Genomic DNA, 18266 nt, shown 5'->3' with positions numbered 1-18266 from the left:
TATGATGTAATTATAATTTTTGTTATTGCATTACAACAGCCATTTAAACAAATAATAACTCTACGAAATAGTTGATAGTTAAATGGTGTTTTTTATTTGACCATTATTTTTAACCTAATTTCAGACCGCTATCAGACGTTACCTGTGTTGTCTTTATTTTGATGGAGACAAATAACCTTATTTATCTCCTCGATATGCAGGCCAGCATAAATGTTTTATTGACTCAACATTTCAAAGGAATAAGCATGAACACACTAAAGCCCGAATATCAACAAGCGTTAGGAGCAGATTTTAATAATCTAACCGATATTTGCCATCTCTCTTTTGACGAACTTCGCAAAAAAGTGAAGGACAAACTCTCATGGTCACAGACCCAGAGCTTATATCTTGAAGCACAGCAGATGCAAAAGGATAATATCCTGCATGAAGCCCGCATTCTGAAACGCGCCAATCCTCAATTACAAAGTGTGGTCCATCTTGCCCTGACAACACCTCATGCTGACCAACAAGGTTATAATAGCCGATTTGGCAACCGCGCTAGTCAATATGCCGCCCCTGGCGCAATTTCTTCTATGTTTTCTCCTGCGGCTTATTTGGCTGAACTTTATCGCCAGGCGCGGAATTTACATGCAGAAGGTTCCATTTATCATCTGGATACGCGCCGCCCAGATCTAAAATCATTGGTACTCAGCCAGAAAAATATGAATACGGAAATTTCCACGCTTTCTCTGTCTAATAACATGTTACTGAACAGTATTAAGACTCAGACTAATTTGGACAACCACGCGGAAGTGATGAAAAAGTTATCAACTTTCCGCACTTCTGGCTCAATGCCATATCACGATGCCTATGAAAGTGTACGTAAGATTATTCAATTACAGGCTCCAGTATTTGAGCAATTAAGTGTATTCCCAGAAACAACATTCTCTCAATTGCAGTATCAAGCTTCCTTATTGGATATTAATGCCTCCGTTTCACCAGAGTTATTTACTATTCTGACAGAAGAAATTACCGAATCTACTGCTGAAACTCTTTATAAGAATAATTTTGGTGATATTAAACCTTCTCTGATAGAAAAACTGGAATATCTGAAAAGTTATTACAATCTGAGTGATGAAGAGTTTAGCGACTTCCTTAAAATAAGAACTATACCTCTCCCAGAAGAAATAGCAATTACTGAACCTGCATCGCATGCTACTAAAAAGACTGATTATCGTGCTCTGTTGAAAATTAATAAATTTATTCGTCTATTCAAAGCTATAAACTTATCACCAACGGTATTAAGTGGAATCCTCCGCAGTATCAGTCCAGAATTCAACATCAATGAAGAAGTGTTAAAAAAAATCTTCTGTATTAAATACTATATGCAACGTTATGGTATTGATGCTGAGACTGCATTAATACTATGCAAGGAACCAATTTCACAACTTAGCAATGGCGACCATCCAAGCCAGTTTGATCGTTTATTTAATTCCCCAAAACTGAATGGTCAGGATTTTTCCACCAATGTCACTCAGGAGATTGATTTCAATCTAAGCAGTACCAACAGCTGGCACAAAACAGTACTTAAACGTGCTTTTAACGTTGATGATATCTCATTAAATCGACTACTAAAGGTTACCTATGGAGACAACACTAAAGAAACAATGGTTAATAATAGAGATAATCTCTCTCATCTCTATCGCACAAAATTACTAGCAGATATCCATCAATTAACTATTGATGAACTGAGTTTACTTCTGGAAATCATAAATGAAGGAACAACCAATTTATCTGAGATTACTCATGATAATTTAGCGGTTCTAATTAGCAAACTCTATACCATTACCAATTGGCTACGTACACGGAAGTGGAGTGTATATCAGTTACTTGTGATGACCACCACCGACTATCACAAAATCCTAGTCCTAGAAGTACACAACTTACTGGATACTGTATATAACGGCCTGCAAAACTTTGACAAGAAAAAGGCAAAAACCAAAGAAGAGCTATTAAAAGCCATATCTCCTTATATCGCCGCCGCTTTGCAATTACCATCTGGACATGCGGCATATTTCATACTCACCTGGGCAGATAAACTAGAACCCGGCACAGGAAAAATGACAGCGGAAAAATTATGGAACTGGTTGCGGACAAATCCCGTTACCGCTCAACCAGAATTCCAAAAACAAGCTGAACCCGTGGTCCAGTATTTCCAGTGCTTGGCACAACTAGCACTGATTTACCGTTCTACCGGCCTTAACGAAAGCACCATACGTCTGTTTGTGACAAAACCTGAACTTTTCGGCATGACAGAGGTAACAGCACCAACACATCATTCCCTGATAATACTAACGCGTTTTGCTGATTGGGTTAACTCACTCGGTGAAAACGCCTCTTCTGTACTGGCCGAATTTGAAAAAGAAACATTAACAGCAGAACTATTGGCTAACGCCATGAATCTTGATAAAAATCTACTGGAACAAGCCAAGACTCAAGCAAAAGCTGATTTCTCCAACTGGCCATCTATCGACACTATCCGGCAATGGATTAATATCGCACGTCAATTGAATATCTCTCCACAAGGTATTTCTGAACTGGCGCAAGTATTAGACATAGAATCTTCCACTAATTATGTCCAATGGGAAAATGTCACTTCGATATTAATCTCCGGGCTAGACACCCAAAAAGCCAATGCCCTACATGCATTTCTGGATGAGTCTCGCAGTGCTGCATTAAGTACATACTATATTTATTCTCATAACCAAAAAGATCGACAAGAAAGAAAACATACGGTAATTAAAGACCGTGATGATCTATATCAATACCTATTGATCGATAACCAGGTCTCCGCCGCCATCAAAACCACGGAAATTGCGGAAGCTATTGCCAGTATCCAACTGTATATTAACCGCGCATTGAAAAATATGGAGGAAGATACCGACACAAGTGTCACCAGCCGTTCATTCTTTACTAACTGGGATAAATACAACAAACGCTATAGCACCTGGGCCGGCATTGCTAAACTCCTTTACTACCCTGAAAATTACATCGATCCGACATTGCGGATCGGCCAGACAAAAACAATGGATGCACTACTGCAATCCATCAGCCAGAGTCAATTGAATACCGATACCGTAGAAGATGCCTTTAAATCTTATCTAACGTCATTCGAACAGGTGGCTAATCTGGAAGTCATCAGCGCCTATCATGACAACATTAATAATGACCAAGGATTAACCTATTTTATCGGGCGCAGTAAAACAGAAGTGAATCAATATTATTGGCGCAGTGTGGATCACAATAAATTCAGCGAAGGCAAATTCCCCGCTAATGCCTGGAGCGAGTGGCATAAAATTGATTGCCCAATTAATCCCTACGAAGATACTATCCGTCCAGTAGTCTACCAATCCCGCCTGTATATTATCTGGCTGGAACAGAAGAAGGTAACTAATCGATCAGAAGCAGAAGCTCTATCAGAAATAAAAAAAGACAAACAAGGAAGCAAAACGACCACAAGCTATTATTATGAACTGAAATTGGCACATATTCGTTATGACGGTACCTGGAATACACCAGTCACTTTTGATGTGAATAATAAAATATCTACTCTAAATCCAGAATCGAAGAATAAAGCGTTAGGGCTCTATTGTGCAAGTTATCAAGGCAAAGATAAGTTATTGGTGATGTTTTATATCAAACAAGATGTAGAGCGGTATTCTAACGAAAAAGCAGAAGAAGAAATAAAATCAAAAACAATAGACAGCGTAAAAGAAAAATCAGCAGAGGAAAAAAAACTAGCAGAGAAAAAATTAAAAGAAATAGAAGAAAAATTCTTTCCAATACAAGGACTGTATATTTCATCAAATATATCACATGAAGATATGAATCCTGACAATTACAAAACAAATACTTATAAACAGTTTGATACTCCTAATATTATAAGAGTCAATAACCGCTATGCAGAAAACTACGAAATCCCTTCATCAGTAAACAGTAATAACGGTTATGATTGGGGCGAAGGCTACCTGAGTATGGTATATGGCGGGAGTATTCTGATTACCCGCCCCCTATTAAAAGGTTCAAAAATCCAAATCTCACCGAAGTTAAGAATTATTCATAATGGATATGAAGGTCGACAACGTAATCAATGCAATCTGATTAAGAAATACGGCAAGCTCGGTGATAAATTTATTATTTATACCACGCTAGGTATTAACCCGAATAATTTATCAAATAAAAAATTTATCTACCCTGTTTATCAATATGGAGACACTCCCGAAAAAGGGAAACTACTGTTTTATCGAGATAGTACCACTAACTTTGTAAGAGCCTGGCTCCCTAACCTTCCCCCTGGCTCTCAAGAAATATCCACAACCACCGGCGGTAACATTAGTGGTAACTATGGTTATATTGATAATAAACATAGTAACAACAATCCATTCAAAGAATATTTCTATATGGATGACCACGGTGGTATTGACACTGATGTTTCGGGGCCAATGTTTATTAATACCGATATTAAGTCTTCAAATGTTAAAGTCATAATAAAGGCTACCGGTATCGAAGGAAAAACGTTTATAGCAAGCGAGAACAACAATGTGCCTACTGAGCCAACCCCTAACTTCGAAGAAATGTATTATCAATTTAAAGCTCTCGAAGAAATAGATGTCTCCGAGCTGACATATAATAATAATGAAACAAGTATTGATGTCACCTTTACAGCATTTGCTGAGAAATTTGATGAAGGTGATAAAGATTATCGTAACCTAGGCGAAGAACATTTTAGTATCCGTATTATCAAAAAGGCGGAAACTAATAATGTCCTATCCCTTCACAGCGATCCAAGCGGGGCACAATATATGCAATGGGGAGACTATCGTACTCGCCTTAATACGTTGTTTGCCCGTAAATTAATTAGCCGCGCTAACGCGGGAATAGATACTATTTTGAGCATGGAAACTCAGAATATTCAGGAACCTAAATTAGGAGAAGATTCCCCTGATGCAATGGAACCAATGGACTTCAACGGCGCTAACAGTCTTTATTTCTGGGAACTGTTCTACTATACCCCGATGTTGATTGCTCAGCGTTTGCTGCACGAACAAAACTTCGATGAAGCTAACCGTTGGCTGAAATATGTCTGGAACCCATCTGGCCATATTGCCAATGGTCAAAAGCAACATCCCCACAACTGGAATGTCCGCCCATTACTAGAGGACACTAGCTGGAACGATGATCCATTGGATACATTTGATCCCAATGCCATAGCTCAACATGATCCAATGCACTACAAAGTCGCTACTTTTATGCGCACTCTTGATCTGCTGATAGAACAGGGAGATTACGCCTATCGCCAATTGGAGCGGGACACACTCGCCGAAGCCAAAATGTGGTATATGCAGGCACTGCATCTCTTGGGTGATAAACCTCATTTACCACTCAGTTCAACATGGAATGATCCAGAACTAAAAGAGGCCGCAGATCTTGAAAAACAAAAGACACATGCCAAAGCAGTAGCAGCTTTACGACAAGGCCAGTCTACAGGTGGAAGCAATACAGATCTTTTCCTGCCACAGGTCAACGAAGTGATGCTGAGCTATTGGCAGAAACTGGAACAACGGCTGTATAACCTGCGCCATAACCTCTCTATTGATGGTCAACCTTTGCATCTGCCTATTTTCGCCACACCAGCCGATCCAAAAGCGTTACTCAGTGCCGCTGTTGCCAGCTCACAAGGCGGAAGCAATATGCCAACGTCATTTATGTCACTGTGGCGTTTCCCACACATGCTGGAAAACGCCCGCGGCATGGTCAGTCAGCTCACTCAATTCGGCTCCACATTACAAAATATTATCGAACGTCAGGATGCAGAGGCATTAAACACACTGTTGCAGAATCATGCGGCAGAACTGGTATTGACCAATCTCAGCATACAGGACAAAACCATTGAAGAGCTGGATGTTGAAAAAACTGTGCTAGAAAAAACACGCGCCGGAGCCCAATCACGTTTTGATAGCTACAGCAAATTCTACAATGAAGACATCAACGCAGGTGAAAAACAGGCGATGGCGTTGCGTGCTTCCGTCGCTGGCCTCTCTACGGCCCTTCAAGCATCACATCTGGCAGGCGCTGCACTTGATCTGGCCCCCAACATCTTTGGCTTCGCTGATGGTGGTAGCCATTGGGGCGCGATCGCCCAAGCCACAGGTAATGTCATGGAATTCTCCGCCAGTATTATGAACACCGAAGCGGATAAAATCAGCCAGTCTGAAACCTACCGTCGGCGTCGTCAGGAATGGGAAATTCAGCGTAATAACGCCGAGACAGAACTGAAACAAATCGATGCTCAGCTTCAATCACTAGTAGTACGCCGCGAAGCCGCGGTGTTGCAGAAAACCAGCCTGAAAACGCAACAGGAACAAACCCAAGCACAACTGCTGTTCCTACAACATAAGTTCAGCAATCAAGCTTTGTACAACTGGCTGCGTGGTCGGCTGTCCGCCATTTACTTCCAGTTCTATGATTTAACGGTAGCTCGCTGTTTGATGGCTGAAATGGCCTATCGCTGGGAGACTAATGACACCACGGCAAGCTTTATCAAACCCGGTGCCTGGCAAGGAACTCATGCCGGTTTGCTGGCGGGAGAAACCTTAATGCTGAATCTGGCACAAATGGAAGACGCGCATCTGAAACAGGATCAACGCGTACTGGAAGTAGAACGTACCGTTTCACTAGCAGAAGTTTATAAAGAGAAAGGTCAATTTTCTCTGACCGAGAAAATTGCAGACCTGGTGAATAAGAAACCAGACACTACCAGTAGCGGAAATAACACACTGAGTTTTGGTGAAGGAAATGCCAAAACTTCTCTGCAAGCGTCTATTTCGTTAGCTGACTTACAAATTCGTCACGATTACCCAGAAGGCAGCGGAGTCGGTAACGTTCGTCGAATTAAACAGATCAGTGTCACCCTGCCCGCTCTACTGGGACCCTATCAGGATGTGCAGGCAATTCTGTCTTACAGCGGAGATATCACTGGATTAACTGAAAGTTGCAAATCGTTGGCGGTTTCTCATGGGATGAATGACAGCGGCCAGTTCCAACTGGATTTCAACGATGGCAAATTCCTGCCGTTTGAAGGAATCGACATCGATAAAGGTACGCTGACATTAAGCTTCCCAAATGCAATTGGTGAAGGAAGCAAAGAGGGCAAACAAAAAACCATGCTGGAGAGTCTAAGCGACATCATTCTGCATATTCGCTACACCATTCGCCAATAACGATCTCAATTAAGTGCTAAAACAGGCCCCTAAATGGGGCCTGCAAGGAGTCTTTCATGCAAAATTCACAAGATTTTAGTATTACAGAACTATCATTGCCCAAAGGGGGAGGCGCTATCACGGGAATGGGGGAAGCGTTAACCCCCACCGGACCGGATGGTATGGCCGCGCTATCTCTACCATTGCCTATTTCTGCCGGGCGCGGTTATGCGCCCTCATTCACTCTGAATTACAACAGCGGTGCCGGTAACAGTCCATTTGGTCTGGGTTGGGATTGCAACGTTATGACCATCCGCCGACGCACCCATTTTGGCGTTCCCCATTATAACGAAACCGATACTTTCCTTGGGCCGGAAGGCGAAGTACTGGTAGTAGCGGATCAACCGCGTGATGAATCGACATTACAGGGTATCAATCTAGGCGCTACCTTCACCGTTACCGGATACCGTTCCCGTCTGGAAAGTCATTTCAGCCGATTGGAATATTGGCAGCCCAAGACAACAGACAAAACAGATTTTTGGCTGATATATAGCTCAGATGGGCAAGTACATTTACTGGGTAAATCACCGCAAGGGCGGATCAGCAACCCGTCAGACATCACACAAACAGCACAATGGTTGCTGGAAGCTTCCGTATCACCACATGGTGAGCAAATTTATTATCAGTACCGAGCCGAAGATAACTTAGATTGTGAAACTAATGAAACTACGCTCCATCCACAGGCCACAGCACAACGTTATTTACACATAGTGTATTACGGCAACCGGACAGCCAGCGAAACGTTACCCGGTCTGGATGGTCGCGGCCCATCACAAACAGACTGGTTGTTCTACCTGATATTTGATTACGGCGAACGCAGTAACAACCTGAAAATGCCACCAGCATTTACAGCAACGGGTAACTGGCTGTGTCGTCAGGACTGTTTTTCCCGTTATGAATATGGCTTTGAGATTCGTACCCGCCGCTTATGCCGCCAAATACTGATGTATCACCACCTGCAAGCGCTGGATAATAAGATAACAGAACACAACGGACCAACGCTGGTTTCACGCCTGATACTCAATTATAACGAAAGCGAAATCGCCAGCACGCTGGCATTTATTCGTCGAGTGGGACACGAGCAAGACGGTACTGCCGTCACCCTGCCACCATTAGAATTGGCGTATCAGGATTTTTCACCGCAACATAATGCTCACTGGCAGCCGATGGACGTTCTGTCTAATTTTAACTCTATTCAGCGCTGGCAACTAGTTGATCTAAAAGGCGAAGGATTACCGGGCCTGCTATATCAGGATAAAAACGCCTGGTGGTACCGTTCCCCACAGCGCTTGGGTGAAATTGGCTCAGATACCGTCACTTGGGAAAAAATGCAGCCTTTGTCTGTTATCCCTTCCTTGCAAAGTAACGCCTCGCTGGTGGATATCAACGGAGACGGCCAACTTGACTGGGTTATCACCGGACCGGGATTACGGGGATATCATAGTCAACGCCCGGATGGCAGTTGGACACGTTTTACCCCACTCAACGCTCTGCCGGTGGAATACACTCATCCACGTGCGCAACTCGCGGATTTAATGGGAGCCGGGCTCTCTGATTTAGTGCTGATCGGCCCTAACAGTGTGCGTTTATATGCCAATACTCGTGACGGCTTTGCCAAAGGGCAAGATGTGGTGCAATCCGGTGATGTCACGCTGCCAGTCCCGGGTGCCGATCCGCGTAAGTTGGTGGCGTTTAGTGATGTATTAGGTTCCGGTCAGGCGCATCTGGTTGAAGTGAGCGCAACTACAGTCACCTGCTGGCCTAATCTGGGGCACGGACATTTTGGTCAACCCATCACCCTGCCGGGATTCAGCCAGCCAGAAGCTATATTTAACCCTGCTCAAGTTTATCTGGCCGATCTGGATGGCAGCGGCCCAACTGATCTGATTTATGTTCACACCAACCGTCTGGATATCTTCCTGAATAAAAGCGGCAATGGTTTTGCCGCACCAGTGACATTGCGCTTCCCAGAAGGCTTGCGTTTTGATCATACCTGTCAGTTACAAGTGGCCGATGTACAAGGGTTAGGCGTCGCCAGCCTGATACTGAGCGTGCCACATATGGCTCCCCATCACTGGCGTTGTGATCTAACCAGCGCAAAACCGTGGTTACTCAGTGAAATAAATAACAATATGGGGGCCCATCACACCTTGCGTTACCACAGTTCCTCTCAGTTCTGGCTGGATGAAAAAGCTGCGGCACTGGCTGCTGGGCAAACACCGGTTTGTTATCTCCCCTTTCCGGTACACACCCTATGGCAAACGGAAACAGAAGATGAAATCAGCGGCAACAAATTAGTCACAACACTGCGTTATGCTCGTGGTGCCTGGGATGGACGTGAGCGGGAATTTCGCGGATTTGGTTATGTAGAGCAGACAGACAGCCATCAACTGGCTCAAGGCAATGCGCCAGAACGCACACCACCCGCACTGACCAAAAACTGGTATGCCACCGGGCTGACCGTAATAGATAACACATTATCGACAGAGTATTGGCGTGGTGATAATCAGGCTTTTGCCGGTTTTTCACCACGCTTTACGACCTGGCAAGATGGTCAAGATGTTCTACTAACACCGGAAGAGGACAACAGTCAATATTGGCTAAATCGGGCGTTGAAAGGCCAACTGCTACGTAGTGAACTCTACGGGAAGGATGGCAGTACACAGGAGAAAACTCCCTACACGGTCACTGAATTCCGCCCACAAGTACGTCGATTACAGCATACCGATAACCGATATCCGGTGCTGTGGTCATCTGTAGTTGAAAGCCGCAACTATCATTACGAGCGTATCGCCAGCGACCCGCAATGCAGCCAAGATATTACGCTATCCAGTGATCTATTTGGTCAACCGCTAAAACAGGTTTCGGTACAGTATCCACGCCGACCGCAACCGGCAATCAGTCCGTATCCTGATACACTGCCTGATAAGTTGTTAGCCAACAGCTATGATGAACAGCAACGCCAATTACGGCTCACTTATCAACAGTTCAGTTGGCATCATCTGACTGGCAATGCCGTCCGGGTATTGGGATTACCGGATAGTACCCGCAGTGATATCTTTACTTATGGCGCTGAAAATGTGCCTACTGATGGTTTAAATCTGGAACTACTGAGCGATAAAAATAGTCTGATTGCGGATAATGAACCGCGTGAATACCTCGGCCAGAAAAAAACCGTTTATACCAATGGAGAAAATGCAACGCCAACGCGACAAGCGCTGGTTGCCTTTATCGAGACAACGGTATTTAGTCAATCCACACTATCAGCGTTTGATGGGAGTATCCCATCTGTTCAATTATCAACGACGCTGGAACAAGCCGGATACCAACAAACAAATTATCTATTCCCTCGCACTGGAGAAGAGAAAATCTGGGTAGCTCATCATGGCTATACCGATTACGGTACAGCTGCACAGTTCTGGCGCCCACAAAAACAGAGCAACACCCAACTCACGGGCAAAATTACACTCACTTGGGATGCAAGCTATTGCGTTGTCACACAAACCCGAGATGCTGCTGGACTGACAACCTCAGCCAGATATGACTGGCGTTTTCTGACTCCTGTACAACTCACGGATATCAATAACAATCAGCACCTTATCACGCTGGATGCACTGGGCCGACCAATCACACTGCGCTTTTGGGGAACTGAAAACGGCAAGATGACTGGTTACTCTTCACCGGAAAAAACATCGTTTTCTCCACCATCCGATGTAGACGCCGCTATTGAGTTAAAAAAACCGCTCCCTGTAGCACAGTGTCAGGTTTACGCACCAGAAAGCTGGATGCCAGTATTAAGTCAGAAAGCCCTCGATAGACTGGCAGAGCAAGACCGGCAAAAGTTATACAACGCCAGAATCATCACCGAAGATGGGCGCATATGTACACTGGCCTATCGCCACTGGGCACAAAGTCAAAAGGCTACTCCTCAACTCATTAGCCTATTAAACAACGGCCCCCGTGTACCCCCTCACAGCCTCACATTGACTACGGATCGTTATGACCACGATCCTGAGCAACAGATCCGCCAACAGGTAGTATTTAGTGATGGCTTTGGCCGCTTGCTGCAAGCTGCTGCCCGACATGAGGCAGGCTTGGCCTGGCAACGTAATGAAGATGGTTCTCTGATTATAAGTGTCAAGAATACCGAGAATCGTTGGGCAGTGACCGGACGGACGGAATATGACAATAAGGGACAACCGATACGCACCTATCAGCCCTATTTCCTCAATGACTGGCGATACGTTAGCAATGACAGTGCCCGGCAGGAAAAAGAAGCTTATGCAGATACCCATGTCTATGATCCCGTTGGTCGAGAAATCAAGGTTATCACCGCAAAAGGTTGGTTACGCCGAACCTTGTTCACTCCCTGGTTTACTGTCAATGAGGATGAAAATGACACAGCTGCTGAGGTGAATATGTAACTTGATCAACCCCGTCTGGCTGACAGGCGGGAAACATAGATAGAGGTGAAAGGTGTTGTTCATAATACCGTCAAATACTCAACTTATTATCTGGTTGATCATTGGTTTTATTGCGGCTTGGGGCGGATTAGTAACTTTGGAAGCAATAAGGTATGCCCACTGCCACAGCAAACCATCTGTCTCCAGCTAAACTGGGAAATTATCTACTACACTATCGTAAGAAAACTAATATGCAGACAAAAATTGCGATTGCAGAAAGGATTACACACAACAACCCAACAACGAGATAAATCATGAAAAATATTGATTCCAAACTTTATCAAAAAACCCCTATCGTCAACGTCCAAGACAACCGTGGTTTGACAATCCGTAATATCGATTTTCACCGCACCACCGCAAACGGTGATACCGATACCCGTATTACCCGCCATCAATACAATACTCACGGACACTTAAGTCAAAGCATCGATCCGCGCCTCTATGAGGTCGGGCAAACCAACAGTACGATCAAACCCAATTTTCTTTGGCAGTATGATTTGACCGGTAATCCCCTACGTACAGAGAGCATTGATGCAGGTCGCACGGTCACCTTGAATGATATTGAAGGCCGTCCGCTGCTGACAGTGACTGCAACAGGTGTCATACAAACCCGGCAATATGAAACTTCTTCCCTGCCCGGCCGTCTGTTATCTGTTACCGAACAAACACCAGAGGAAAAAACATCCCGTATCACCGAGCGCCTGATTTGGGCTGGCAATAGCGAAGCAGAGAAAAACCATAACCTTGCCGGCCAGTGCGCGCGCCACTATGACACGGCGGGAGTTACCCGGTTGGAGAGTTTGTCACTGACCGGTACTGTTTTATCTCAATCCAACCAACTCTTGATCGACACTCAAGAGGCAAACTGGACAGGTAATAACGAAACCGGCTGGCAAAACATGCTGGCTGATGACATCTACACCATCCTGAGCACCTTCGATGCCACCGGCGTTTTATTGACTCAGACCGATGCGAAAGGGAACATTCAGAGGCTAACTTATGATGTGGCCGGGCAGCTAAACGGGAGCGGGTTAACAGTAAAAGGCCAGACGGAACAAGTGATTATCAAATCCCTGACCTATTCCGCTGCCGGACAAAAATTACGCGAGGAACACGGCAATGGTGTTATTACTGAATATAGTTATGAACCGGAAACCCAACGGCTTATTGGTATCAAAACCCGCCGTCCGTCAGACGCCAATCCATTAAACGCCAAAGTGTTGCAAGATCTACGCTATGAGTATGACCCGGTGGGCAATATCATCAGTATCCGTAACGATGCGGAAGCTACCCGCTTTTGGCACAATCAGAAAGTGGTGCCGGAAAACACCTACACTTACGATTCCCTGTATCAGCTTATCAGCGCCACCGGGCGCGAGATGGCGAATATAGGTCAACAAAGTCACCAATTTCCCTCCCCGGCTCTACCTTCTGACAATAACACCTACACCAACTATACCCGTACATATACTTATGACCGTGGCGGTAATCTGACTAAAATCCAGCACAGTTCACCGGCTGCTCAAAATAACTACACCACGGATATCACAGTTTCTAGCCAGAGCAATCGCGCAGTACTCAGCACACTGACCGAAGATCCGGCGCAAGTAGACGCTTTGTTTGATGCTGGCGGGCATCAGAACACCTTGATATCAGGACAAAACCTGAACTGGAATACTCGCGGTGAACTGCAACAAGTAACATTGGTGAAACGGGACAAGGGTGCCAATGATGATCGGGAATGGTATCGTTATAGTGGTGATGGGAGAAGGACATTAAAAGTCAACGAACAACGGACCAGCAACAACGCTCAAATACAGCGAATAACTTATTTGTCGAGCTTAGAACTTCGTCTAACACAAAACAACACGACCACAACCGAAGATTTGCAAATTATCACCGTAGGAGAAGCGGGCCGGGCACAGGTACGAGTATTACATTGGGAGAGCGGCAAACCGGAAGATATCGACAATAATCAGCTACGTTACAGCTACGATAATCTTATCGGCTCTAGTCAACTTGAATTAGATAGCGAAGGACAGATTATCAGTGAGGAAGAGTATTATCCCTATGGTGGCACGGCATTATGGGCAGCCAGGAATCAGACAGAAGCCAGTTATAAAACCATCCGTTATTCAGGCAAAGAGCGGGATGCCACCGGGTTGTATTATTACGGCTACCGATATTATCAGCCTTGGGTAGGACGGTGGTTAAGCGCCGATCCGGCGGGAACAATCGATGGGCTGAATTTATATCGGATGGTGAGGAATAATCCAATTAAATATCATGATACTGATGGTAGAGCCCCTGAAATTAAAGATGTCGAACACACTGTGATATATGGTTTCAGCCATCACCGCGGATCTGAGATGGGAAAAGCATTCGCAGCTAATAAGAATCCGGTTACCATCGATGAATATAATGCCGGGCTTGGTATCATGGGTGAATTAAGTCTGTCTGATTATTTTAGAATTTCTCAAAATCTTAAAGAAGACAGTCCACCTAAATTGAATGAGGGAAATATAAGAACTAACTCACGTAAATATCTGGATGCAATGGGTATAGAGGAAAGTTCAGCTACTGCTAAAATCAAACAGGAAGCCTATGAACAACAATATGCTTACACTGCGTCATGGAGTTTTCATATGGTAGAAAATAAAGGAAAACTAGATATTCAGAGTAAAATAAAAAACCTTCTACCGTCAAAGGGACTTTTCAGTGGGTTATCCGGCCAAAAACGATTCCAGAAATTAGACGCATTTATTTTAAAAAATAGTGATGGTAGCGATTTCACTATTCAAAGGCAGAGAGATATATTAACGAAATTTGCTTCCGCAGGAAATGCAGGAGAACTTGAAAGCACCTTATCAGCAGCAGACCAATCATGGCTAAAAAATACTATTGCAACGGCATTCTTTAGACAAACAAGTAAATTAGGTATGGATTGGTTTATAAAACAACTAGCATCACCTGATTTCAGATTTGTTATGGCTGGATATAACGGGGAAAAATTGACTATCGAGCAGCTAAATTCAGATAAACCCTGGAAAACAGGAAAAAGAAGGAAAGAAGGTCCGAATGAATATGCCGAAGCAATAACTTTCTCTGAAATTCGCCACGCCTATAGGAAGGGATACAACAGTAAAATAAACTTTATCCAGAAATAATTAGGGACAAGCCATGAGAGAATATTTATCTCATGGCTTGATGACTTTTAACATTCAATATTACATAATTAAAACAATATCTAACCAATTAAAATAACAATACCTTATCTCTCATACTAAAATATCAAATCAGAAATTAATGAATTTAATGGTTCTTTATATTTATTTCTGAGAGCATAAGCACAATACCTTACCGATGGTGCTGGACGTGATTCAAAATTCAAAAATACTATACCTTTATCAATATGGGCAGAATAGCGCATTTCATTGGGAGTCATTAAACTTATCGCGACACCCGCTTTTACCAGATCCAATCTATTAGTAAAATCAGGGATCGTCAATAACGCTAAATTCTGGTATTCAGGCAGATAATTCAATGGCATAAAATTATCGCATTGTTTTAAAAAGGCACTATTATGCTGAACCAAAGGAAAGCTATATATTATTTCATCAACATGACTCTCTGGTTCTAAAATATCATTGGATACGGCAAGGGACAACATTTGATAAGCACCATCTATCCTGATGATATCATCATTATCTGGATAACATTCAGTCGTCACATAAACCGTTATATCCCCTTTCATTAAGGAAGAAAATACTGCATCTTGTCTTATTAAATCATCAATGAGGAAATTGTTGATTATACAAATATCGCGGTAATGATAACGTTGCACCGCTCTTTTTACGACCGTAGATATCTTATTAACATATTCTCCACTTGTGCCAATAACCAATTTGTCTCTGTTTGATAATTTATAATTTTTACGACAATTCCAGTTATCCTCAACTTTCTGGATCCTTTCATAACACGGTAACAACTCCTGATATAATGCCTTACCCTCTTCTGTGAGCTTGGTTTTTCCCGGTAGTCGCTCGAATAATTGGCACCCCACACGTTGTTCCAGTTGATATACGATCCTGCTAAGTGGAGAGGGGGTAATGCAAAGCGTATCCGCTGCTAACGTGAATGACTCTTTCTTCGCTGATTCCATAAAATACTTTAGTTGCTTTGAACAAAATATCATCACATACCCTCTTGTTTTCATTCTAGAAATAGAATATTAACCATAGAACATGACAACGATGTTTCTACTTTGCATTCTTTTACATTAGGACATGCATTAATTGATATTGTATTTCACCACTTTAATTCTTAATATTTGTTTAATAATTACATTATATTTATAAAATAAATATAATTTACCACTATGTTGGAATAATGATTTTAATGAAAACCCAGATCATTTCATTGAATATAAATATATCTTATCATCATTCATATTTTATATTTCAATTTATTACAAAAATATTTCCATTAAACAAACCAAAATATAACATCAAATAATTTACATCAACCACAACTTATTAATATTTCACAAGAAGAAACTAACCACATTTCTTCTTGTTTAAAATAGCCATCATAATGATAGGTTTATAAATTCGTAAAATATTGACCATTTACTCGCTAATTAATGCCCGTATATTGTTCATCGAGCGTCTGTAAATAATCTGCACTGGTCAGGTGACTAATATTACATCCACTTTCTAAACGCGATTTCAGCCAATCAATAATCCGTTCCTGTAATTTCCCTGCTGGCTTATCCAGCTTATCAGCCAATTCACCGTGGTTTTCCCATAAATCGCTAATAAGTGCGAATACCTGACCTTGAAAAGCATAATCAGAATGTAACCAAGCCTCAATTAAATGGTCGCCCAAGACAAAGGGTTGTTCACTGCCACCGTGACCACAATTTTCAGGCCGATAATAAATCTGCGGCTCGGGCATATCGATCATGAGTTCACTTACCGGTGTCAAAAATGCCGACCAATCGCTGACTATCATTGCCGGTAATAACTGACCGAGGATATGCGCATCCATACTGCGTAAGAGCACCTGTTTCTCCTGTAATATCACCTGCTGGCGTGAACGCCAATGATTAAGCTGTCGCGCCCATAAATCCTCACTGCGATAAGCCCAACCCCAACTGTTATCGCTCAGGGTATGGCTATCAAGCAGATGACCGATTACTGACAGACAACCTGACTTAGGCTGAATCAGCCAGGGGCTTTGCGCCAGCATGTGATCCATCGGTGTATTGCTGTATAGCGGAAAAGCCTGCTCTACCCAGTCATTACGATAAAAGAGCGCCACCGGGTTAGGTTCCGCCAGTGAATTGAGCATAAAGAAAACAGGCGGCTTATTAGGCGTAGTCAGCCATTGTTTCCAGTTCATAGAAGTGTTCATACATCCTCCTGGTTATCGATAATCAAGTTAGCTTCCAATTGAGCCTGCACAGCACAAAGCGGTCTGGCAGGATACTTAAGGCGCGACGCCTTCCACCGTAATCAATTGTTTCTTCTCGTCAGGTGGAAAAGGAAAAAGCCAGTCAAAAAAAGTGTCCCCAAACGCCCAGTAAATAAAATAGAGAAATAATAAGGACAGCGTTATCTTCAATATTTTCATACTGATAATTCCTTCTTATCACAGTAATGTTGTAAGGCCAATGTTCCTTGTTCTTCCTACTGGCTCACAGTCAGTGATTTTTACTGGAAACTCTGATAACACTACTTTATTTTCCAGTAATCAATAGAATCTCTGTCTAAATCAATTCTGCCATCAGGATATTCAACTCTTGAAGGTTCTTTGCCTGGTGGAATAATAATTTTAGGCATTTTGGTTTCATCTAACTTAGGTTTATAGGTAATTTTCCATTCAGCACCTGGAGTTAACCTTAATCTAAAGGGACGCATTCCTACTTCACCCTGTAGAAATACTCTGTTTGGGCGCCCATAAACTATTTTTAGAATAGGATAAACAACCGGTCTGTAATCTATATTATTCAATGCGTTAGTTTCGCTGAGATATGTCTGGGCTGCATCATTAATGAATACAGTTAAACCTGTTCCCTCAGCTCCTTCCTCTTGAACAGCATCTTTCACCAAATGGCGAATATCAGTATAACCTACAGTCACAAAGGCACGGTTAATTTTCCATTTACATCGGCCTCCGCCATTAAAAGGTAGTTTTGCCTGAAAGTAACCAGTTTGTGGATCGGCCTTCACTTTCAAGCGAAGCCCATTATAGGTTGGCGCCTTATAAGGTGACATGTCAGCATGTAATTGATATTTCAGGCAATCTTTTGATATATACACAGCGGACACATATGGTTTTGTATACTTAGGTGCCACCCCTTCCACTGTGATCCACTGATTCTCTTTGGGAGGAGAAAGCGGTTCATTAGGGTCAGCGCAGCCCGATATTAAAATCACCGATAAGATCGATAAGTATTGTTTAATATTCATCATGGTAAGTTTTCCTCAATTCCTACAGAGGG

At 43.0% G+C, this 18266-nt stretch carries 7 protein-coding genes; 3 read left to right on the top strand and 4 right to left on the bottom strand.

The genetic code is table 11. From position 1 onward, the window contains the following. Positions 1-245 precede the first annotated feature (245 nt). The 3 genes from LGZ98_RS08130 (at position 246) to LGZ98_RS08120 (ending at position 14928) form a co-directional block, all read left to right on the top strand. Entirely contained in the window at positions 246-7259 is a 7014-nt protein-coding gene (locus LGZ98_RS08130; protein WP_262977936.1) for a Tc toxin subunit A-related protein, read from the top strand. Positions 7260-7315: 56 nt separating this feature from the next. Then, complete coding sequence (locus LGZ98_RS08125) at positions 7316-11722, top strand: SpvB/TcaC N-terminal domain-containing protein (protein ID WP_262977935.1); 4407 nt, start codon at positions 7316-7318, stop codon at positions 11720-11722. Between the two features lie 293 nt (positions 11723-12015). Continuing rightward, positions 12016-14928 carry an RHS repeat protein gene (locus LGZ98_RS08120; RefSeq protein WP_262977934.1) on the top strand — a complete coding sequence of 971 codons (2913 nt, stop codon included), beginning with the start codon at positions 12016-12018 and terminating at the stop codon, positions 14926-14928. Positions 14929-15044: 116 nt separating this feature from the next. Here the strand turns inward: LGZ98_RS08120 and LGZ98_RS08115 are convergent, their stop codons facing one another. From LGZ98_RS08115 to LGZ98_RS08100, 4 genes are all read right to left on the bottom strand, one after another. Continuing rightward, positions 15045-15956, bottom strand: coding sequence for a LysR family transcriptional regulator (locus tag LGZ98_RS08115; protein WP_113042129.1), 912 nt, complete (start codon positions 15954-15956; stop codon positions 15045-15047). Positions 15957-16396: 440 nt separating this feature from the next. Next, positions 16397-17176 carry a DUF4123 domain-containing protein gene (locus LGZ98_RS08110; RefSeq protein ID WP_113042130.1) on the bottom strand — a complete coding sequence of 260 codons (780 nt, stop codon included), beginning with the start codon at positions 17174-17176 and terminating at the stop codon, positions 16397-16399. A gap of 75 nt (positions 17177-17251) precedes the next feature. Then, entirely contained in the window at positions 17252-17395 is a 144-nt protein-coding gene (locus LGZ98_RS08105; protein WP_158536545.1) for a hypothetical protein, read from the bottom strand. Between the two features lie 101 nt (positions 17396-17496). Next, the gene (locus tag LGZ98_RS08100; protein ID WP_113042131.1) at positions 17497-18237 is read right to left on the bottom strand and encodes a hypothetical protein; all 741 of its coding nucleotides are present in this window, start codon (positions 18235-18237) and stop codon (positions 17497-17499) included. Positions 18238-18266: the final 29 nt, after the last annotated feature.

Source organism: Photorhabdus kayaii (assembly GCF_025384895.1).
In the GTDB taxonomy this organism is placed as follows: Bacteria; Pseudomonadota; Gammaproteobacteria; order Enterobacterales; family Enterobacteriaceae; genus Photorhabdus; species Photorhabdus kayaii.
This window is presented reverse-complemented; position numbering and strand designations above follow the sequence as displayed.

Excerpts from the sequence above, each read along its gene's own strand:
- LGZ98_RS08120 (WP_262977934.1), top strand. The coding sequence starts at position 12,016 with ATGAAAAATATTGATTCCAAACTTTATCAAAAAACCCCTATCGTCAAC.
- LGZ98_RS08125 (WP_262977935.1), top strand. The coding sequence starts at position 7,316 with ATGCAAAATTCACAAGATTTTAGTATTACAGAACTATCATTGCCCAAA.
- LGZ98_RS08115 (WP_113042129.1), bottom strand. The coding sequence starts at position 15,956 with ATGATATTTTGTTCAAAGCAACTAAAGTATTTTATGGAATCAGCGAAG.
- LGZ98_RS08100 (WP_113042131.1), bottom strand. The coding sequence starts at position 18,237 with ATGATGAATATTAAACAATACTTATCGATCTTATCGGTGATTTTAATA.
- LGZ98_RS08105 (WP_158536545.1), bottom strand. The coding sequence starts at position 17,395 with ATGAAAATATTGAAGATAACGCTGTCCTTATTATTTCTCTATTTTATT.
- LGZ98_RS08110 (WP_113042130.1), bottom strand. The coding sequence starts at position 17,176 with ATGAACACTTCTATGAACTGGAAACAATGGCTGACTACGCCTAATAAG.
- LGZ98_RS08130 (WP_262977936.1), top strand. The coding sequence starts at position 246 with ATGAACACACTAAAGCCCGAATATCAACAAGCGTTAGGAGCAGATTTT.